Genomic DNA, 18,475 nt, shown 5'->3' with positions numbered 1-18,475 from the left:
GGGTGTGGGAGCATCAACCCGCCCCAGCGCTGCGAGCCTTCCGCTCGACCTCCTTGCACTTCACCCACCGGTAACGAGCCAGCTCGCGTACCGCGGTGTCTTGCATCCCCTTCCAGGAGTTAGCAATGCATACAACAACAAGTACAGCCCATAGCCCCTCACATGACACCGCCGCGCATCCCTGCGCCAACACCGGCCGCTTCCGCAAGTCCATGGGGCTGACTGCCCTGGTCCTGTTCGGCCTGGCCTACATGGTGCCCCTGGCCGTATTCACCACCTACGGGCTGGTCACCCGAATGACCAAAGGGCACCTGCCCACCGCCTACCTGCTCACCCTCGCCGCCATGCTGCTGACTGGCTACAGCTACGGCCGCATGGTTCAGGCCCACCCCTACTCCGGCTCGGTCTACACCTATACGCGCAAGGCCTTCGGCAGCCACATCGGTTTTATTACCGGCTGGACACTGCTGCTCGACTACATCTTCCTGCCGCTGCTCAGCTACCTGCTGATCGGCATCTACATGTCGGAATACTTCCCGGCTATCCACGCCTGGGTGTGGGTGGCAGGCTCAATTGCCCTGGTCACCTTCCTCAACCTGATCGGCATCGAGTCCATCACCCGGGTCAACTGGATCCTGGTAGTGGTGCAACTGGTGTTCATCATCGTCTTCGTCGCCCTGTCCGTGCTCAAGCTCAGCGGGCACGCGGAGCCGGTGTCGCTACTCGCCCCCTTCCATCACGAAGGCTTCAGCGTGCCGCTGATCATGACCGGCGCTGCCGTGCTGTGCCTGTCCTTCCTGGGGTTTGATGCCGTCTCGACCATGGCCGAAGAAACGACCAACCCGACCTACCGTATTCCGGTGGCGATCCTGGCGGTTTCGCTGATCGGCGGCTTGCTGTTTCTGGTGGTGTCGTACTGCGCGCAGATGGTGTTCCCCGACTGGGGCAGCTTCGCCGACCCGGATTCGGCCTCGGTGGATGTGATGCGCCGTGTCGGCGGCGAACTGCTGGTAACGGCCTTCACTGCCACCTACGTGGCCGGCTGCTTCGCCTCGGCCATGGTGTCCCAGGCCAGCGTGTCGCGCGTGCTGTTCGCCATGGGCCGCGACGGCGCGTTGCCGCGGCCGTTCGGCCAACTGGTGACGAAAAAACGCGTGCCAGCCACTGCCATCCTGGTGGTCAGCCTGCTGTCGCTGATCGCCCTGGTGATCACCCTCGACACCGTGGCCAACATGATCAGCTTTGGCGCGCTGTTCGCCTTTTCGGCGGTGAACCTGGCGGTGGTCAAGCACTACCTTGTCGACCAGAAACTGCGCGGTGGCCGCAACTACCTGCTGTACGGCGCCATCCCAGGCCTGGGCTTTCTCAGCACGCTATGGCTGTGGAGCAGCCTGACCAGCCTGTCGTTCACCATCGGCCTGTGCTGGATGGGCATGGGCCTGGTGGTGCTGATGGGGCTGACCCGCGCGTTTCGGGTGAAGCTGCCGGAATTGCAGATGGCGGAGTGACGCTACACGCTGGGTGATAACTGGTCGTTATCACCCGATCCGCATTAATCATTATTCAGCCCCCCGTTCGCCCCCTACAGTCCCCGTGCAACGACTGTCATTGCCAACGGGAAACGAAATGTCCATCGAACATCGCCTGAACCATATCGCCGGCCAACTCAGCGGCAACGGTGACGTGCTGCTGAACAGCGTCGACGCCCACACCGGGGAGCCGCTGCCTTACGCCTTCCACCAGGCGACCGGCGACGAAGTAGAGGCTGCCGTGCAGGCCGCCGACGCCGCCTATCCCGCCTACCGCAGCACCAGCCCGGCCCAGCGTGCCGCTTTCCTCGACGCCATTGCCAACGAGCTGGACGCACTGGGTGACGACTTCATCCAGCATGTGATGCGCGAAACCGCGCTGCCCGAAGCCCGCATCCGTGGCGAACGCAGCCGTACCAGCAACCAGCTGCGCCTGTTTGCCGAGGTGGTGCGCCGAGGCGACTTCTACGCCGCGCGCATCGACCGTGCCCTGCCCCAGCGTACCCCGCTGCCGCGTCCGGACCTGCGCCAGTACCGCATCGGCGTCGGCCCGGTGGCCGTGTTCGGTGCCAGCAACTTCCCGCTGGCCTTCTCCACTGCTGGCGGGGACACCGCCTCGGCGCTGGCCGCTGGCTGCCCGGTGGTGTTCAAGGCCCACAGCGGGCACATGCTTACTGCCGCCCATGTGGCTGGCGCCATTGACCGCGCGGTGGCCAGCAGCGGTATGCCGGCGGGTGTTTTCAACCTGATCTACGGTGCCGGCGTGGGCGAAGCGCTGGTCAAGCACCCGGCCATCCAGGCGGTCGGTTTCACCGGCTCGCTGCGCGGTGGCCGCGCCCTGTGCGACATGGCGGCGGCACGCCCGCAGCCAATCCCCGTATTTGCCGAAATGAGCAGCATCAATCCGGTGATCGTCCTGCCCCAGGCGCTGCAAGCCCGTGGCGAGCAGGTAGCCGGCGAACTGGCTGCCTCGGTGGTGATGGGTTGCGGCCAGTTCTGCACCAACCCTGGCCTGGTGGCGGGCATCCAGTCGCCGCAATTCGAGCATTTCGTGCAAACGCTGGTGGCACACATGGCCGACCAGGGCCCGCAGACCATGCTGAACGCCGGTACCCTGCGCAGCTACCAGAACGGTGTGCAGCACCTGCTGGCGCACCCGGGTATCCAGCACCTGGCCGGGCAGCCACACACCGGCAACCAGGCCCAGCCACAGCTGTTCAAGGCAGACGTAGGCCTGCTGCTGAACGGCGACCCGCTGCTGCAGGAAGAAGTATTCGGCCCGACCACCGTAGTGGTGGAGGTGGCCGACGCCGAGCAACTGGCCGAAGCGCTGCGCCACCTGCAAGGGCAACTGACCGCCACGCTGATTGCCGAGCCTGATGACCTACGCGCCTTCGCCTCGCTCGTGCCGTTGCTGGAGCGCAAGGCCGGGCGCCTGCTGCTCAACGGCTACCCGACCGGTGTGGAGGTTTCCGATGCAATGGTGCATGGCGGGCCTTACCCGGCCACCTCCGACGCACGCGGCACCTCGGTCGGCACCTTGGCCATCGACCGCTTCCTGCGCCCGGTGTGCTTCCAGAACTACCCCGATGCACTGCTGCCGGATGCATTGAAAAACGCTAACCCGCTGGGGATTGCGCGGTTGCTCGATGGCGTGAACAGCCGCGACGCCGTGTGATACGGCGCATGTTGAGCAGGCACGGTGCAGCTTAGCCGTGCCAGGCTTGCAGGCAACGTTGGAAAGACGCAATTACCTGGCTGCTCTGCCGATCAGCCAGGCAATACAGGTAAGTCTCCGTGTACACCGGGTCCTGCGCAATGCGGATCACCTTCAGGCACGGGTCGCCAATGTATTCCGCCTCGGACACCGCGCCGATGCCGATGCCACGGATCACCGCCTCGCGCAGCGCCTCGCGGCTGCCGATTTCCATGGCGATGCGCGGTGTTACCTGCGCCGCTTCCAGCGCATTGTCCAGCGCCAGCCGCGTAGTCGAACCCTGCTCACGGCGCAGCAACGGCTGCCCCTGCAGGGCTTGCAGCGGCACCTGATCGTGGCGGGCAAAAGGGTGATCGGCGCGGGCGAACAGGATCACAGGGTGCCTGGCATAACGTTGTGCGACAAACGCCGGATCATGGTGCAGCCCCGCCAACACACCGATGTCGGTCACATAGCCCTGCAGATCGGCCAGCACTGACGCCGAGTTGCCCACGCGGATGGACACGTCGATCTGGGGGTACGCTTGCCGATAGCGGTCGACCATTTCGATCACATGAAACGGCCCCACTGCACCGATCTTCAGCTCACCACGGTTTAGCTGGCCACTGTCGCGCAGCAGGCTGGTCGCCTCGGCTTCGAGCATCGACATCTGCTGGGCAATGGGCAGCAAGGCGCGGCCAACTGCGGTCAGCTCGATGCGCCGACCGCGGCGGTGAAACAGCTCGACATCAAATTCGCGTTCCAACCCCTGGATCTGGTTGGTCGCGGTCGGCTGGCTGAGGCCGATGGCCCTGGCCCCGGCGCTGAAGCTGGCGTGCCGGGCCACGGCAAGGAAAGTGCGCAGGCGAGCGGTAGACATCCATAGATCCTTTGAATGGTTGGCTGGCCAAACGGATATTGAATTGATGCTGTGACTGTCACATGACAGCCCTAGCTTTGGCGTTACCGACAACAACCACTCCGGTATTGCCATGACACCCTTCCCGAAACTGTTGCGCTGTGCCCGCCTCGCCCTGCTGCCGCTGCTGCTTGCCCCCGCCGTGCAGGCACAGCAGGTGCTGACCGTCGGCCTGATCCCGTCGGAAGACTCCCAGGCCATGATCAAGAGCAGCCAGCAGGTGCTCGACCAGTTGCAAGCGCGCCTGGGCATGCCGGTCAAGCCATTCGTCGCTACTGACTACAACGGTGTAATCGAAGCCCTGCGCGCCGGCAAGCTGGACGTGGCCTATCTCGGCCCGTTTTCCTACGTACTGGCCAACCAGATCGCCGGTGCCGAAGCGTTTGCCGTGGCGGTGACCAAAAAGACTGCCGGCAGCGCCTACCACAGCCTGATTATCGCCCGTCAGGACAGCGGCATTCGAACGCTCGACGACCTCAAGGGCCACACCTTCGCCTTCGTCGACCCCAGCTCGGCCTCCGGCCATCTGTTCCCCAAGGCCGGCCTCGAGCACGCTGGCCATGACCCGAAAACCCTGTTCTCACGGGTGATCTTCTCCGGCTCGCACGATGCCAGCATTCTTGCCGTGGAAAACCGCAAGGTTGATGCAGCGGCCGTGGCCGACCGTATCCTGGCCGGGGCTGTGAACAACGGACAGGTTCAGCAGCAGGACTTCCACGTGGTGTGGACCTCCCCGGACATTCCCGAATCACCGATGGTCTGGCGCAACAACCTCGACCCCGAACTGCAGGCCAGGCTGCGCACCGCGTTTGCCGGGATCAAGGACGTGCCATGGGGCGATCAGGGCATGCTCAATGGCTTCCAGCCGACCACCGACGCGGCCTACAACGTGGTTCGTGACACCGCCAAAGTGCTCGACCTCGACCTGCGGAGCCTGAAATGATCCGTATCCGCCAGCTGACCAAGGGCTACGCCGACAACCCGGTACTGCGCGGCATCGACCTGGATGTTCAGGCCGGTGAATTCGTGGTGATCCTCGGCCAGTCCGGCGCCGGCAAGTCGACCCTGCTGCGCTGCATGAACCGGCTGGCCCAGGCCGACACCGGCGAGTTGCAGGTGGCCGGGGTAAACGCCATGCGTGCAGCCGACCAACGCGCACTGCGCCGGCAGGTAGCGATGATCTTCCAGCATCACAACGTGGTCGCGCGGCTGTCGGTGCTGAAGAACGTGCTGACCGGCCGTCTCGGCCACTGCAGCACCCTTGCTTCGCTGCTACAGCTGTTTCGCCGCGACGACGTGGCCCTGGCGCGTGATTGCCTGCGCCGGGTCGAGCTGGAGCACAAGGCCGGGTCGCGCACCGATGCGCTGTCTGGCGGGCAGATGCAGCGGGTGGGTATCGCCCGTGCGCTGGCCCAGCGACCACAGGTGATCCTGGCCGACGAACCGGTGGCCAGCCTCGACCCGAACACCGCGCATGTGGTCATGCAGTACCTGCGCGAAGCCAGCCGCACCCTCGGCATCACCGTCGTGTGCAACCTGCACCAGGTGGAACTGGCGCGGGCATTCGCCGACCGCATCGTCGGCCTGGCCAACGGGCGCCTGGTGTTCGACGGCCCACCCGGTCAGCTCGACGAAGCCGCGCTGCAGCGCATCTATCACACCCCCTCTGCCAATGAGCCCGGGCAGGCAATGGCTGCACCACGGCCAATGCTGGCCACTGGCACAGGAGCCTCGGCATGAACCCGCAGAGCCACCAATGGCTGGTCAACACACCCACTCGCGCCCGCAGCTGGCTGGGCACTGGCGCGCTGTTGCTGGCGATCGTTCTGGTGCTGCAGTGGAGCGCCGAAGGGGCACAGCTGAGCTGGGGCGAACTGGCCAACGGGCTGCCACAGATCGGCGACTTCCTTGGCCGCTCGCTACCGCCAGACCTGAGCATAATGCCCAGTCTGTGGCGCCCGGCCCTGGAAACCGTGCAAATCGCGCTATGGGGCACCCTGCTGGGGATCGTTCTCGCCGTGCCGCTGGGCTTTCTGGCCGCGCGCAACCTGCATGGCAACCGCTGGCTGTACCAGGCCACCCGGCAGCTGCTGAACGTGATCCGCAGCATCAACGAGCTGATCCTGGCCTTGGTGTTCGTCTCGGCGGTAGGGCTGGGGCCCTTCCCAGGCGTGCTGGCCCTGGCGCTGCATGGCGTGGGCATGCTCGGCAAGTTCTTTGCCGAAAGCATCGAGGAAATCGACCAGGGGCCCATTGAAGCGCTGCGGGCCACCGGTGCGCGGCCACTGCAGGTGATCGCCTTCGGCGTGCTGCCGCAAGTGATCACCGCCTGGATCGCCGTGGTGCTGTACCGCTTCGAGGTGAACCTGCGTTCGGCCACGGTGCTGGGCATGGTCGGTGCAGGTGGCCTGGGCTTCGAGCTGGTCAGCAGCCTGAAGCTGTTCAAGTACCAGGAAACCGCCACCTGCATCCTGGTAATCACTGTGATGGTGGTGCTTGCCGACCTCATCTCCAACCGCCTGCGGCATGCCATTCAGGGCAACGCCCGCCACTGATTCGCCGCCCATTTAACCCCTTGCCACGTGCGCCCGCTGGGCGCGCGACGGGCAGAGCATGCCTGGAGTTCAAGCCCATGCACTTTGTATCCGGTATCGGCTCAGCCGATAGCAGCCTGCAATCAATCGATTGGATCGAAACCCGCCAGCCGACGAGCATGGCTGCACCTTCCAACAACAATAAGGAACTGCCCATGCCTGCCTGCTTCCACAACCCGGTCACCACCGTTTTCGGCGGTGGCAGCCTGGACCAGATCGCCCGACACTGCCCCGGCAAAGTCGCCCTGGTCACCTTCCCCGAGGCCGAACAGCTCGGCCTGGTTGCGCGGGTACGCAGCCTGCTGGGCGAGCGACTGGTGTGCGTGATCGACAACGTGCAACCCAATCCCGATGTCGCCTGGCTGCGCGGTGTGCATGAAGCGTTCTGGGCACAGCACGGCGACTGCGATACGGTGCTGGCGCTGGGCGGTGGCAGCGCCATCGATACCGCAAAGGCGTTGATCGTCGGTACCGCTTCTGGCCACTTCGATGAACTGCTTGAGCTGCTGGCCAGCGGCAAACCGTTTTCCCCGGCCCGACACAAGACGCTGGTGGCCGCGCCGACTACGGCAGGCACCGGCAGCGAGGTGACGCCATGGGCCACCTTGTGGGACGCGGGCCAGCAGAAGAAGTACTCGCTGCACCTGAGCTGTACCTGGCCCAGCGTGGCGCTTATCGACCCGGAACTGATGCTCAGCGTGCCGGGCGGAGTGACGGTATCCACCGGGCTGGATGCCTTGTCCCACGCGCTGGAATCGATCTGGAACCACAACGCCAATCCGCTCTCCGATACCTTCGCGCTGTCGGCCATCGACGACATCCTCGACTGCCTGCCACGCCTGCAGCAGGACCTGGGCAACCGCGAGCTGCGGGCACGCATGGCGTTGGCTGCACTGAAGGCCGGGCTGGCCTTTTCCAACACCAAGACTGCCCTGGCCCACTCCATTTCCTACGAAATGACCTTGCGCCACGGCCTGCCCCACGGTATCGCCTGCTCGTTCACCCTGCCGCTGGTGCTGGGCCTGGCCTGGGGCCGTGATGCCGGGCGTGACCAGATCCTGCAGAAGGCCTTCGGCCGCGACCTGGCAGCGGCCCAACAGCGCTTGCGAGCATTTCTCCATCAGCTGGGCGTGCGCACCGAATTCGCAGACTACGGCGTGACAGCCGCCGAGGCCCAGGCGATGATCGACGCCGCCATGCAGGGCGCCCGTGGGCGCAACTTCATCGGCGCTCAAGCCGCCTGACATCCCGCGTTTTTCCTGTAGCACCTTTCAAGAGTGCCGACTCGCCGTGCCCCTTGGGCCGGCGCCAGAGAACAAAAGGAAACCGTCATGAACCGTGCACAAACCCTGACTGGCGCGCTGCCCAGCACCATGCCGTTTCGCCTCGCGCAATGGCGCATGCTGCTGGCCGCGATGTTCTGCTACCTGTTCTTCTACACCGGGCGCCAAACTTTCGGTTTCGCCATACCCGGGATCCAGGCCGAGTTCGGCCTGAGCAAGGAAACCCTCGGCTGGGCCTCCACCGCCATGCTGTGGATGTATGCCATTGGCCAGGCCATCAATGGCAACCTCGCCGACAAGTTCGGCGGCCGGCGCATCATGAGCATCGGCGCCGTGCTGTCGTGCGGCGCCAACTGGGTCACCAGCTTTGCTGGCGGTTTTCTCAGCCTGATCCTGCCGTGGGGCGTCAACGGCTACTTCCAGGCCCTGGGCTGGGCGCCCGGCAGCCGCTTGCTGTCAAACTGGTGGGGCGCTGCCGAGCGCGGCAAGGTTTATGGCTTCTATGTGTTCGCCGCCGGCTGCGCTTCGGTGCTGTCGTACGTCACCTCGGTAGTGGTGATTGATGTACTGCACCTGGAGTGGCGGTGGATCTTCCGCCTGCCGGTGCTGCTGATGCTGGCCGGTGGCATCGTTTTTTACCTGGTTGCCCGGGAACGCCCGCAGGACATGGGCTACCCCGCGCTGGACGACACCGGCGTAGCCAACGCCGAAGACAGCGCCAACGCGGCCACCCAGGGTGGCGAAGAAACCTCGCGCCAGCGTTACCTTGCCGTTCTGAAAAACCCGCGCCTGCTGGTGGCCGCAGTGTCGCTGGGCTTCCAGAACGCTGCGCGCTACGGGCTGATCGTCTGGGTACCGGTGCATTTCCTGGGTGCCAACTGGCAGAAAGGCGACAGTTTCATCGACCCGAAGTGGATCACCATCGCCTTGCCGGTGGGCATGGCCGTGGGCGCGCTGAGCAACGGCTGGGTGTCGGACAAGCTGTTCGGCAGCAAGCGCTACAAGGCAATCATGCTGTACATGGTGTTGGGCGCGCTCACCAGCCTGTGGATGTGGAGCCTGCCGGCACACAGCGCGGTCGGCCTGCTGGCGCTGTTCCTCTGCGGTTTCTTTGTCTATGGCCCTGCATCGAGCTTCTGGGCGTTGTGCCCGGACCTGGTTGGCGCCCGCCGGGCCGGCACCGCCACAGGAATCATGAATTTCGCCTCATACCTGTTCGCCGGGCTGGCGGAGCCGCTGATCGGACGTATGCTCGATACCACCGGCAATACGTCGCTGATCTTCGTCGTGGTCACCACAGCCTGCGCCTGCAGTGCCCTGGTGGCCCTGTTCGTGCGCCGCTGAGGTTGCCTGCCATGTCGTCCGTGCCATTGCCAGAGAGGTGTCATGTACCAGTACCACAAGTGGTTGCGCTCCTTCCATGCCGTGGCGCGGACCGGCAGTTTCACCCAGGCCGCCGAGCTGCTGAGCATCGGCCAGCCGACTGTCAGCGAGCAGGTCAGCGGCCTGGAAAAACGCTTTTGCGTGGAACTGCTCCACCGCCGCGGGCGCTTCATCGAGCTGAGCCCGGCAGGCCACCAGCTCTACGAAATTACCCAGGGCCTGTTCGGCCAGGAGGACGAAGCGTTGCAACTGCTGCACAGCTTCCAGCAACGCAAGCAAGGCATGCTGCGCATCGGCGCGGTGTCGCCGCCGATCGCCATGAGCCTGACGTACGAGCTGATGCAGCGCTACCCGCAGATCGAACTGGAAACCTCGTTCAGCAGCGAAGCCGGGACACTGGAGCGGCTGTACAACTTCGACATCGACTTGGCCATCCTCGCCCTGTCGGAGTTCGACCAGCGCCTGAACACCCGGCTGTACCGTACCTGCCCGATTCTGGCGGTGGTGCGCGACGACCATCCCTGGGCCGGGCAGACGAGTGTCAGCGTAAAGGACATTGCCGGTCAGCGCGTGGTGCTGCGCGAGGCGGCATCGCGCACCCGCCAGCTTGTGGAGGAAGGCTGCCGCCGGCATGGCGTTTCACTGGACTGCGCGATGCAGTTGAACAGCCGCGAAGCGATTGTGCATGCGGTGGTACACGGCATCGGCGTGGGCTTTGTCTCGGCGGTGGAGTATGCCGACCGGCCCGGCACGCGTTCTGTCGCGTTTATCGAAGACCCGTTCCACATCAGTTACTACCTGTGCTGCCTGGGCATCCGCCGTAACCGGGCGATCATTGCCGAACTGTTCGACGCGCTCAGCGCGCACTGATGCACCACTGACTACAGCGAGCCTGCCAATGCGTCGGGCGGGCCGCGCTCACCCTGAGTTTTTACCCACTGGAGCTTTGCCATGCACTATCAGCACCCCAAGCAACTGCAGGCCGCCATTCTTGACTGGGCCGGCACCGTGGTGGATTTCGGCTCGTTCGCCCCCACCCAGATCTTCGTCGAGGCCTTTGCCGAGTTCGGCGTGCAGGTCAGCCTGGAGGAAGCCCGCGGGCCCATGGGCATGGGCAAGTGGGACCATATACGCACCCTGTGCGATGTGCCCGCCATTGCTGCGCGCTACCAGGCCGCATTCGGCCATATGCCAAGCGACGATGATGTAACAGCCATCTACGAGCGCTTCATGCCCTTGCAAATCGAGAAGATCGCCGACCATTCGGCGCTGATTCCCGGGGCCCTGGAAGTCATCGCCCAGTTGCGCCGGCAAGGGCTGAAAATCGGCTCCTGCTCAGGCTACCCTGCAGTGGTGATGGAAAAGGTGGTGGCCCTGGCCTTGAGCAACGGCTACAGCGCCGACCACGTGGTGGCGACCGATGAGGTACCGAATGGTCGCCCCTACCCCGCGCAGGCACTGGCCAACGTGATTGCCCTGGGGGTCAGCGATGTAGCGGCTTGCGTCAAGGTCGACGACACTTGGCCGGGCATTCTCGAGGGCCGCAGCGCGGGAATGTGGACCGTGGCCCTGACGTGCTCAGGCAACGCTCTCGGGCTGACCTACGAGCAATACAAGGCCCTGCCCGAAGCGGAACTGGAACAGCAACGCCGGCGCATTGGCAGCCTGTTCGAAGGTGCGCGACCGCATTACCTGATCGACACCATCGCCGAACTGCCTGGCGTCATCGCCGATATCAATGCCCGCCTGGCGCGTGGAGAAATGCCGCAAGGCTGTTGAACCTGACGGCATGGCCTGGTTTGTCCGCGAACAACGCGTTATCCGTTTCGCGGGCAAACCCGCTTCTGCGCGAAGGGCTGATACACACATACGCCATTGATGAAATGCCCTTGTCAGCATTCAATATGCTGCACTGACAATGGAACCCAATTCATCAACAAGGCCAGCCATGTACTCCTCCGAACGCCTTAAAGGCATCGACGTATTCGTTGCCGTCGCTGATCTGGGCAGCTTCACGGCAGCCGCAGAGCGGCTCAACCTCACCAGCTCGGCCATCAGCAAGAGCGTGGCCAGGCTGGAGGCCCGCCTGGGCGCAAGGCTATTCAACCGCACCACACGCACCTTGTCGCTCAGCGAGGCTGGCGTCATCTTCTACCGTACCTGCACCTCGGTCCTGGCCGACCTGGAAGAGGTCGAGCACGCACTGGTCGCCAGCGACAACGAACCCCATGGCAAGGTCCGGATAGAACTGCCAGCCTCCTACGGCCGCCTGCATGTGCTGCCCTTGATTCTGGACTTCATCCGCCTGCACCCATTGCTGCAACCGCACGTGTCTTTCTCCGACCGTTTTGTCGACCCGGTGCACGAAGGTATCGACATCGTGGTGCGAATCGGTGGCCCGGATGCCTGGCCGGCCGCACTTGGCCACCAGTACTTCGGTGCCCAGCGCCTGATGTTCTGTGCCGCACCCGCCTACCTGGAAAAGTACGGCGTGCCACAAGACGAACGCGACCTGGAATACCACCACTGCGTCGGCTATGGCCATACCGATGGCATGGTCAGCCCCTGGCTGTTCAAGGGCCGCCAACCTGGCGAAATGGAACGACGCAGCGTCCAACCCCGCATCGCGGTGGGGGACGGTGAAGGTGAAGTTGCAGCAGTGCTGGCCGGTCATGGTATCGGCCAGCTACCGACCTGGCTGACCCAGCAACACCTCGATCAAGGGCGGCTGGTCGAAGTGTTGCCCGCGCTGGCCACCGACGGCCTGCCAATGAATCTGGTGTGGCTCAAAAGCCGCGAGGGGCTACCCAAGGTCCGCGCCCTGCTCGACTACCTGCTGCCCCGGTTGGCGCCTCATGGTACCCGGGCCAGCGATGCGCGCTGACGCGCGAGGCCGCCGACCAGCGGCACAAGCCCCAGCGCCACCACGGCCACGCCTGCGGCTACGTAGCCCAGGTATTCGATACCCAGGCCAGGGATGGTCAAGCCACCGAGGACGGCGCCCAGGCCAATGCCCGCATTGGCCGCCGACACATTGGTGCTACCGGCCAAAGCCTGGGCATGTGTCACAGACCCCATCACCCGTACCTGGCTGATGGGGTATAGCGCGGTGTTGGCCACACCCCACACCCCCAGTGCCAGGCAGAACACCAGGCCTGCATGGGCCAGCGGCACGATCGCCACCATGCCGATGGCCAGCAACAGCAGAAACAGCGCCGTCGCCCTGAGCGGTGAACGGTCCACGACCCGTCCACCGATCCAGTTGCCGAGCAGGCCCACTGCGCCAAAGCCCATCAGCCACCAACCAGTATGCGCGGGTGGTACACCCGCGACCCGCTGCAGCAGCTCGGCCAGGTAGCTGTAGCCTGTGAACATCGCGGTGAACACCACCACCGAAAGCAGGACATTGGCAAGGAAATAGCGCTCCTTGAAAATGCGTGCCTGCTGCATGAAGTCGACTTTTGCCGCGCGGGCAACGTGCGGCATCCACACCCACATGGCCAGCGCCATCAGCAATGCTAGCGCGGCCAGTATCCAGAATGCGCCACGCCAACTCACGGCATTGGACGCCACGGTGCCCAACGGAATACCCAGCAACATCGCCGCCGAGATGCCCAGGTACACCCTGGAAATGGCTTGCCCTGCTTTATCGGGCCCGGCCAACTGGCCGGCCGTTTCACTGGCCGTGCCCCAGAACACCGGCAACGCCAGTGCCGGGACGACCCGCGCAATGGCCAGCACCCAGAAACTGGTCGAGGCCGCAGCCAATGCATTGGCTGCGGCAAATACCAGCAGAATGGTGATGAATAAACGCTTGCGGTCCAGGTGCGCCAATGCCGCCGTCAAGAACGGGCCGGCAAGCATCACAGTAAAGGCAAACAGCGTGACCAACTGGCCCGCCATCGAAATGGATACCCCAAGGTCCTGGCTGAGCGCGGGCAACAAGCCGACAATCAGGAATTCAGTGGTCACGATCAAAAAGGCCGAAAAGGCAAGCACCGCGACGCTGATTGCAGCAGTACGGCCAGTGGGAGTAGCCCCAAGGCGGGGTTCAAAAGCAGACATCAAAACAGGCTCCAGAAAAGATCCTGCCAGTCTATTGATAAATAAAATTCCTATTTCTGGTTATTTTTCACGAATTGAATGAAGCAAAATCATCAATAGCACTTGAGTGTATACAACTTACAGGGTTCCTGATTACATTATCCCTCGCCTACGACCTCGGTAATCGCCAAGGCGTATTGCAACGGGCTTAAGCCATGTTATCTGCAACCGGTAAGAAAACCCTCCTCGTCAAAAACGCTGCACTTCTGGTCACCATGGACGGCCAACGCCGCGAGATCAAGAACGGCGGGCTGTACATCGAAGACAACCTGATCAAACAAGTCGGCCCCACCGATACCCTGCCACAACAGGCCGACGTCATCCTCGACATGGCCGGCAAAGTGGTCATCCCAGGCCTGGTCAACACCCACCACCACATGTACCAGAGCCTCACCCGCGTGGTGCCGGCAGCCCAGGACGGCGAGCTGTTCAACTGGCTGACCAACCTGTACCCGATCTGGGCACGCCTCACCCCCGAAATGATCGCGGTGTCGACCCAGACCGCCATGGCCGAACTGATCCTGTCGGGCTGCACCACCTCCAGCGACCACCTGTACATCTACCCCAACGGCTGCAAGCTCGACGACAGCATCCACGCCGCCGCCGAGATCGGCATGCGCTTCCACGCCGCGCGCGGCAGCATGAGCGTCGGCCAGAGCCAGGGCGGCCTGCCGCCTGATTCGGTGGTGGAAAAGGAAGCTGACATCCTCAAGGAGTCCCAGCGCCTGATCGAGGATTACCACGATGCCAGCCACGGCTCGATGCGCCGCATCGTGGTAGCGCCGTGCTCGCCCTTCTCGGTCAGCCGCGACCTGATGCGTGAAGCCGCCGTGCTGGCGCGCCAGTACGGGGTGTCGCTGCACACCCACCTGGCCGAGAACGTCAACGACATCGCCTACAGCCGCGAGAAGTTTGGCATGACCCCTGCCGAGTACGCCGAGGACCTCGGCTGGGTCGGCCACGACGTATGGCATGCCCACTGTGTGCAGCTCGACCAGCACGGCATCGAGCTGTTCGCCCGCACCGGCACCGGCGTCGCCCACTGCCCATGCTCGAACATGCGCCTGGCCTCGGGCATTGCCCCGATACGCAAGATGCGCGACCACGGCGTACCGGTCGGCCTTGGGGTCGACGGCTCTGCCTCCAACGACGGCGCCAGCATGATCGGTGAAGTGCGCCAGGCCCTGCTGCTGCAGCGGGTAGGCTTCGGCCCCGACGCCATGACCGCCCGCGAAGCACTGGAAATCGCCACCCTAGGCGGCGCCAAGGTGCTCAACCGCAATGACATCGGCGCCCTTGCCCCGGGCATGGTCGCCGACTTCGTCGCCTTCGACCTCGGCCACGTCGCCTATGCCGGTGGCCACCACGACCCGCTGGCGGCACTGGTGTTCTGCACCCCGACCCAGGTGCACACCAGCGTGATCAACGGCCGCGTCGTGGTGAAGGACGGCCAGCTGGCCACCGTCGACCTGCCACGCGTGCTGGAGCGCCACAACCAGTTGGCACACCAGCTGGTCAGCGGCAACTGATGGACCCGGGCTGCTGCGGCCAAGGCCGGTTGCAGTAGCCCACACCTCCCATTCAAAACTCAACGAATGCGACTGAGACCGTGCTGTTAGACGCATAAAATAACAAAGCGAGCTACTCACCATGACTTCTCCCGCTTCACCTCGTCCGGAAGACGAGAACCTCGGCGTGGGCGCCAACCTGGCCTATGGCCTGCAACATGTACTGACCATGTACGGCGGCATGATCGCCGTACCGCTGATCATCGGCCAGGCCGCAGGCCTCAGCGCTGGCGATGTCGGCCTGCTGATTGCCGCCTCGCTGTTCGCAGGGGGCCTGGCAACATTGCTGCAGACCTTGGGCATTCCCTTCTTCGGTTGCCGCTTGCCGCTGGTGCAGGGGGTTTCCTTTGCCAGCGTCGCCACCATGGTTGCGATCATCGGCAATGACGGCACTGGCGGCATGCAGGTGGTGTTCGGCGCAGTGATCGTGTCGTCACTGGTCGGCCTGCTGATCACCCCGCTGTTCTCGCGCATCATCAAGTACTTCCCGCCCTTGGTGACAGGCATCGTCATCACCACCATCGGCCTGACCCTGATGCCGGTTACCGCGCGCTGGGCCATGGGCGGGAACAGCCAGGCCGCTGATTTTGGCAGCCCGGCGAACATTGGCCTGGCGGCGTTCACCCTGGCCTCAGTATTGCTGCTGAGCAAGCTGGGCAGTGCCAGCCTGTCGCGCCTGTCGATCCTGCTGGCTATCGTGATCGGCACGCTGGCAGCGATGGCCACCGGCATGGCCGATTTCTCCCAGGCGCTGCAGGGGCCGTGGGTGGCCATGCCCGAGGTGCTGCACTTCGGCGCACCGCAGTTCCAGGTGGCGGCGATCCTGTCGATGCTTATCGTCATCGTGGTGACCATGGTCGAGACTTCGGCAGACATCCTTGCCGTGGGTGAAATCATCGGCACACCGGTCGACTCCAAGCGCCTGGGCAATGGCCTGCGTGCCGACATGATCTCCAGCGCCCTGGCGCCGTTGTTCGGCTCGTTCACGCAAAGTGCCTTTGCGCAGAACGTCGGCCTGGTCGCCGTGACCGGGGTGAAGAGCCGCTACGTGGTGGCCAGCGCCGGCCTGATCCTGGTCACGCTGGGGCTGCTGCCGGTGATGGGCAGGCTGGTCGCCGCGGTGCCTACTGCCGTGCTTGGCGGTGCCGGGCTGGTGCTGTTCGGCACGGTCGCGGCCAGCGGCATCCGCACCCTGGCCCAGGTGGACTACCGCAACAACATGAACCTGATCATTGTCGCCACCTCGATCGGCTTTGGCATGATCCCGATTGCGGCGCCGGGCTTCTACCACCACTTCCCGACCTGGTTCGAGACCATTTTCCACTCCGGCATCAGCTCGGCGGCGATCATGGCGATTCTGCTCAACCTGCTGTTCAACCACCTGCGCGCCGGCAACTCCGACCAGCAGTCGGTGTTCGTCGCCGCCAGCGAACGCACCCTGCGCTACCGGGATATCGCCGGGCTGAATGAAGGTGATGTGTTCCGTGATGGCAAGCTGTATGACCGCGATGGCAACGAGGTTCCGATCATGGAGCCTGATGAGGGGCATTTGAAACCGGCCAAGGTGCCTGCTATGCACTGACACTTACTCACCAAGGCTGACGTGCACCCTGTGGGAGCGGCCTTGTGTCGCGATAGGGCCGCAAAGCGGCCCCGGCAATCTATGCCGCGTCGCTGAACTTGTGGGGCTGCTGCGCAGCCCTATCGCGACACAAGGCCGCTCCCACAACAACGGCGACAGACCGCGGGCCCTGGCTTACTGCTGCTGGCGAGTAGCGCACACCACGATTTCGCGGATGCACACGGACTGCGGCTGGCCATAGGCAAAGCCGATGGTCTCGGCAATGGTCTCGGCCGTGAGCACCCCACCCATCTCCTGCTTCCAGTCGTTGTAGCCCGCCTTGATGGCGGCATCGGTCGTGTGGCTGAGCAATTCGGTATCGACTGCACCCGGCTCGATGGTGATCACCCGCACATTGCTCGGTGCCAGCTCTTCTCGCAGGTTTTCCGACAGGCCGGTAACAGCAAACTTGGTGCCGACGTAGGCGACATGGTTGGGGAAGGCCTTGCGCCCGGCCACGGAACTGACGTTGATGATGGTGCCCTGCCTGCGCTCGACCATACCGCTGGCGACCGCATGAATGCCGTTGAGCAGGCCGCGCACGTTCACGTCGAGCATGCGGTCCCACTGCTCCGGGTCCTGGGTGGCGATACTGCCCAGCAGCATCACCCCAGCATTGTTGATGATCGCGTCCACCGGGCCAAACCGTGCTTCGCCCTCGGCGACGGCTGCCAGCACGGCAGCGCGGTCGGTGATATCGACCGCCAGTGCCAGCGTATTGGGCAGCTGCAGTTGCTCCATCGGCGCCAGGCGCCGGGACAGCAGCAACAGGGCGTGGCCACGGCTGGACAGCAGCTTGGCGGTGGCCAGGCCGATACCGGAGCTGGCACCGGTAATGACTACCAAAGGTTTAAGGGTGTTGGTCATGGTCACCATACTGTTATCCGATTTGCCTATGGGTAAGAAGTAGAGCGAGTATAGAAGCTGGTTTTTCTTGCGAAAAATGGGAAATTCTTTTCGCAGCCATCGGCATTACTTATGGGTAACCCATGGATTATCGTCAGCTTCGCGCCTTCATCGCCGTGTTCGAAGAGCGCAACATTACTGCCGCCGCGCGTTCGATACACCTTAGCCAACCGGCGCTTTCCGGCAGCATCCGGGCACTGGAGCAGGCCTTGGGCACCACGCTGTTCGTGCGCCAGGCCCGCGGCGTCGAGGTGACCGAGGATGCCCGCGCGCTCTACCCCGAAGCGCAGCGCATGGTCGCCGACGCCAATCGCCTGCTCGGCCGCTTCAAGGGTGATCGTGAGCGTGCGCCGTTGCAGATCGGCGTGGAGCAGGATGTGAGTGCGGCGGTACTGGGCAAGGTTGTACTGGCAGCCGCTGCCATGCAGCCCCCGGTGCGCTTGCAACTGGCGACCGGCTGCATGGGCGCGGTGCGCCTGGCCAGCGAAGAACTGCGCTGTGAGGATGAGTTGTTTTTGCCGCTGCACAGCGACCCGTTCGTGCTGGCGATTGCGCAGCAGGCAACCACCGAAGCGCGCTGGATCACCTGCCCGTCACAGCCCAGCCATCAGCGCCTGCAACCTTTCTACAGCGGTATTCTGGTGGCAGAGGCAGACACCTTTACCCTGGCCCTGGAGCTGGTTACGGCGGGGCTAGGTGCCGCGATCGTGCCAGAATCGCTGGCCACCGAGCACCCCGGCGTGCGCATCGAGCCCCTGCCACAGCTTGACCTTCGCCGGCGCATCGGCCTGTGCTACTCGGCCCAGGCGCTGGCGCTTGCTGGCGTTGTCAAGCTACGCGATACGTTGCAGGGTTGAATGGGGTGCGAAGCA

17 protein-coding genes are annotated in these 18,475 nt (G+C 64.1%); 14 read left to right on the top strand and 3 right to left on the bottom strand.

All coding sequences use genetic code 11. From position 1 onward, the window contains the following. The first annotated feature begins 125 nt into the window (after positions 1 to 125). Together E8E78_RS02785 and E8E78_RS02780 are read left to right on the top strand one after the other, a co-directional pair. Positions 126 to 1,508 (top strand): APC family permease, encoded by a 1,383-nt coding sequence (locus tag E8E78_RS02785; protein ID WP_049274796.1) that lies wholly within the window; start codon positions 126 to 128, stop codon positions 1,506 to 1,508. Between the two features lie 118 nt (positions 1,509 to 1,626). Beyond that, entirely contained in the window at positions 1,627 to 3,207 is a 1,581-nt protein-coding gene (locus E8E78_RS02780) for an aldehyde dehydrogenase (NADP(+)) (protein WP_280313953.1), read from the top strand. Positions 3,208 to 3,238: 31 nt separating this feature from the next. Here the strand turns inward: E8E78_RS02780 and E8E78_RS02775 are convergent, their stop codons facing one another. Next, positions 3,239 to 4,105 (bottom strand): LysR substrate-binding domain-containing protein, encoded by an 867-nt coding sequence (locus E8E78_RS02775; RefSeq protein ID WP_049274791.1) that lies wholly within the window; start codon positions 4,103 to 4,105, stop codon positions 3,239 to 3,241. A gap of 112 nt (positions 4,106 to 4,217) precedes the next feature. On the opposite strand from E8E78_RS02775, the gene phnD reads away from it, so the two are divergent. The 8 genes from phnD (at position 4,218) to E8E78_RS02735 (ending at position 12,288) form a co-directional block, all read left to right on the top strand. After that, the gene (gene phnD / locus E8E78_RS02770) at positions 4,218 to 5,087 is read left to right on the top strand and encodes a phosphonate ABC transporter substrate-binding protein (RefSeq protein ID WP_080983684.1); all 870 of its coding nucleotides are present in this window, start codon (positions 4,218 to 4,220) and stop codon (positions 5,085 to 5,087) included. Then, positions 5,084 to 5,884: a phosphonate ABC transporter ATP-binding protein gene (gene phnC / locus E8E78_RS02765; RefSeq protein WP_016500317.1), complete on the top strand. Its 801-nt coding sequence runs from the start codon at positions 5,084 to 5,086 to the stop codon at positions 5,882 to 5,884. The genes phnD and phnC overlap by 4 nt, the downstream gene beginning before the upstream one ends. Beyond that, positions 5,881 to 6,699 (top strand): phosphonate ABC transporter, permease protein PhnE, encoded by an 819-nt coding sequence (gene phnE, locus E8E78_RS02760; RefSeq protein ID WP_049274790.1) that lies wholly within the window; start codon positions 5,881 to 5,883, stop codon positions 6,697 to 6,699. Before phnC ends, phnE begins: the two co-directional genes overlap by 4 nt. Positions 6,700 to 6,893: 194 nt before the next feature. After that, the gene (psrA, locus tag E8E78_RS02755; RefSeq protein WP_049274813.1) at positions 6,894 to 7,982 is read left to right on the top strand and encodes an iron-containing alcohol dehydrogenase PsrA; all 1,089 of its coding nucleotides are present in this window, start codon (positions 6,894 to 6,896) and stop codon (positions 7,980 to 7,982) included. Between the two features lie 87 nt (positions 7,983 to 8,069). Then, the gene (locus E8E78_RS02750) at positions 8,070 to 9,365 is read left to right on the top strand and encodes an MFS transporter (RefSeq protein ID WP_016500320.1); all 1,296 of its coding nucleotides are present in this window, start codon (positions 8,070 to 8,072) and stop codon (positions 9,363 to 9,365) included. 42 nt (positions 9,366 to 9,407) lie between these two features. Further along, positions 9,408 to 10,274, top strand: coding sequence for a LysR substrate-binding domain-containing protein (locus tag E8E78_RS02745; protein ID WP_016500321.1), 867 nt, complete (start codon positions 9,408 to 9,410; stop codon positions 10,272 to 10,274). A gap of 81 nt (positions 10,275 to 10,355) precedes the next feature. Beyond that, positions 10,356 to 11,183, top strand: coding sequence for a phosphonoacetaldehyde hydrolase (gene phnX / locus E8E78_RS02740; protein WP_049274787.1), 828 nt, complete (start codon positions 10,356 to 10,358; stop codon positions 11,181 to 11,183). 169 nt (positions 11,184 to 11,352) lie between these two features. Then, a complete protein-coding gene (locus tag E8E78_RS02735; RefSeq protein WP_049274786.1) occupies positions 11,353 to 12,288 on the top strand; it encodes a LysR family transcriptional regulator in 936 nt (311 codons plus the stop codon). Here E8E78_RS02735 and E8E78_RS02730 read toward each other — a convergent pair. Further along, positions 12,258 to 13,403, bottom strand: a complete 1,146-nt coding sequence (locus E8E78_RS02730) for an MFS transporter (RefSeq protein WP_239669858.1) — start codon at positions 13,401 to 13,403, stop codon at positions 12,258 to 12,260. The genes E8E78_RS02735 and E8E78_RS02730 overlap by 31 nt on opposite strands. On the opposite strand from E8E78_RS02730, the gene E8E78_RS02725 reads away from it, so the two are divergent. The 3 genes from E8E78_RS02725 (at position 13,369) to E8E78_RS02715 (ending at position 16,658) form a co-directional block, all read left to right on the top strand. Continuing rightward, positions 13,369 to 13,551 (top strand): hypothetical protein, encoded by a 183-nt coding sequence (locus E8E78_RS02725; RefSeq protein WP_229609224.1) that lies wholly within the window; start codon positions 13,369 to 13,371, stop codon positions 13,549 to 13,551. The genes E8E78_RS02730 and E8E78_RS02725 overlap by 35 nt on opposite strands. 112 nt (positions 13,552 to 13,663) lie before the next feature. Further along, on the top strand, positions 13,664 to 15,037 hold the full coding sequence (locus E8E78_RS02720) for an 8-oxoguanine deaminase (RefSeq protein ID WP_041167777.1): 1,374 nt from the start codon (positions 13,664 to 13,666) through the stop codon (positions 15,035 to 15,037). A gap of 121 nt (positions 15,038 to 15,158) precedes the next feature. After that, complete coding sequence (locus E8E78_RS02715; RefSeq protein WP_059395045.1) at positions 15,159 to 16,658, top strand: nucleobase:cation symporter-2 family protein; 1,500 nt, start codon at positions 15,159 to 15,161, stop codon at positions 16,656 to 16,658. Positions 16,659 to 16,832: 174 nt separating this feature from the next. On the opposite strand, the gene E8E78_RS02710 is transcribed toward E8E78_RS02715, so the two are convergent. Next, a complete protein-coding gene (locus tag E8E78_RS02710; protein WP_041168078.1) occupies positions 16,833 to 17,564 on the bottom strand; it encodes an SDR family oxidoreductase in 732 nt (243 codons plus the stop codon). Between the two features lie 122 nt (positions 17,565 to 17,686). On the opposite strand from E8E78_RS02710, the gene E8E78_RS02705 reads away from it, so the two are divergent. Beyond that, a complete protein-coding gene (locus E8E78_RS02705; RefSeq protein WP_016500328.1) occupies positions 17,687 to 18,460 on the top strand; it encodes a LysR family transcriptional regulator in 774 nt (257 codons plus the stop codon). Positions 18,461 to 18,475 lie beyond the last annotated feature (15 nt).

Origin of the sequence: Pseudomonas sp. BN505 (assembly GCF_029873175.1) — a bacterium.
GTDB lineage: Bacteria > Pseudomonadota > Gammaproteobacteria > Pseudomonadales > Pseudomonadaceae > Aquipseudomonas > Aquipseudomonas putida.
The sequence above is the reverse complement of the archived record's forward strand: the minus strand, read 5'-3'. Positions and strand labels throughout refer to the sequence as shown.

What these genes read in the sequence shown, in the direction of transcription:
- E8E78_RS02785 (WP_049274796.1), top strand. Translation starts at nt 126, where the DNA reads ATGCATACAACAACAAGTACAGCCCATAGCCCCTCACATGACACCGCC.
- E8E78_RS02780 (WP_280313953.1), top strand. Translation starts at nt 1,627, where the DNA reads ATGTCCATCGAACATCGCCTGAACCATATCGCCGGCCAACTCAGCGGC.
- E8E78_RS02775 (WP_049274791.1), bottom strand. Translation starts at nt 4,105, where the DNA reads ATGTCTACCGCTCGCCTGCGCACTTTCCTTGCCGTGGCCCGGCACGCC.
- phnD (WP_080983684.1), top strand. Translation starts at nt 4,218, where the DNA reads ATGACACCCTTCCCGAAACTGTTGCGCTGTGCCCGCCTCGCCCTGCTG.
- phnC (WP_016500317.1), top strand. Translation starts at nt 5,084, where the DNA reads ATGATCCGTATCCGCCAGCTGACCAAGGGCTACGCCGACAACCCGGTA.
- phnE (WP_049274790.1), top strand. Translation starts at nt 5,881, where the DNA reads ATGAACCCGCAGAGCCACCAATGGCTGGTCAACACACCCACTCGCGCC.
- psrA (WP_049274813.1), top strand. Translation starts at nt 6,894, where the DNA reads ATGCCTGCCTGCTTCCACAACCCGGTCACCACCGTTTTCGGCGGTGGC.
- E8E78_RS02750 (WP_016500320.1), top strand. Translation starts at nt 8,070, where the DNA reads ATGAACCGTGCACAAACCCTGACTGGCGCGCTGCCCAGCACCATGCCG.
- E8E78_RS02745 (WP_016500321.1), top strand. Translation starts at nt 9,408, where the DNA reads ATGTACCAGTACCACAAGTGGTTGCGCTCCTTCCATGCCGTGGCGCGG.
- phnX (WP_049274787.1), top strand. Translation starts at nt 10,356, where the DNA reads ATGCACTATCAGCACCCCAAGCAACTGCAGGCCGCCATTCTTGACTGG.
- E8E78_RS02735 (WP_049274786.1), top strand. Translation starts at nt 11,353, where the DNA reads ATGTACTCCTCCGAACGCCTTAAAGGCATCGACGTATTCGTTGCCGTC.
- E8E78_RS02720 (WP_041167777.1), top strand. Translation starts at nt 13,664, where the DNA reads ATGTTATCTGCAACCGGTAAGAAAACCCTCCTCGTCAAAAACGCTGCA.
- E8E78_RS02715 (WP_059395045.1), top strand. Translation starts at nt 15,159, where the DNA reads ATGACTTCTCCCGCTTCACCTCGTCCGGAAGACGAGAACCTCGGCGTG.
- E8E78_RS02710 (WP_041168078.1), bottom strand. Translation starts at nt 17,564, where the DNA reads ATGACCAACACCCTTAAACCTTTGGTAGTCATTACCGGTGCCAGCTCC.
- E8E78_RS02705 (WP_016500328.1), top strand. Translation starts at nt 17,687, where the DNA reads ATGGATTATCGTCAGCTTCGCGCCTTCATCGCCGTGTTCGAAGAGCGC.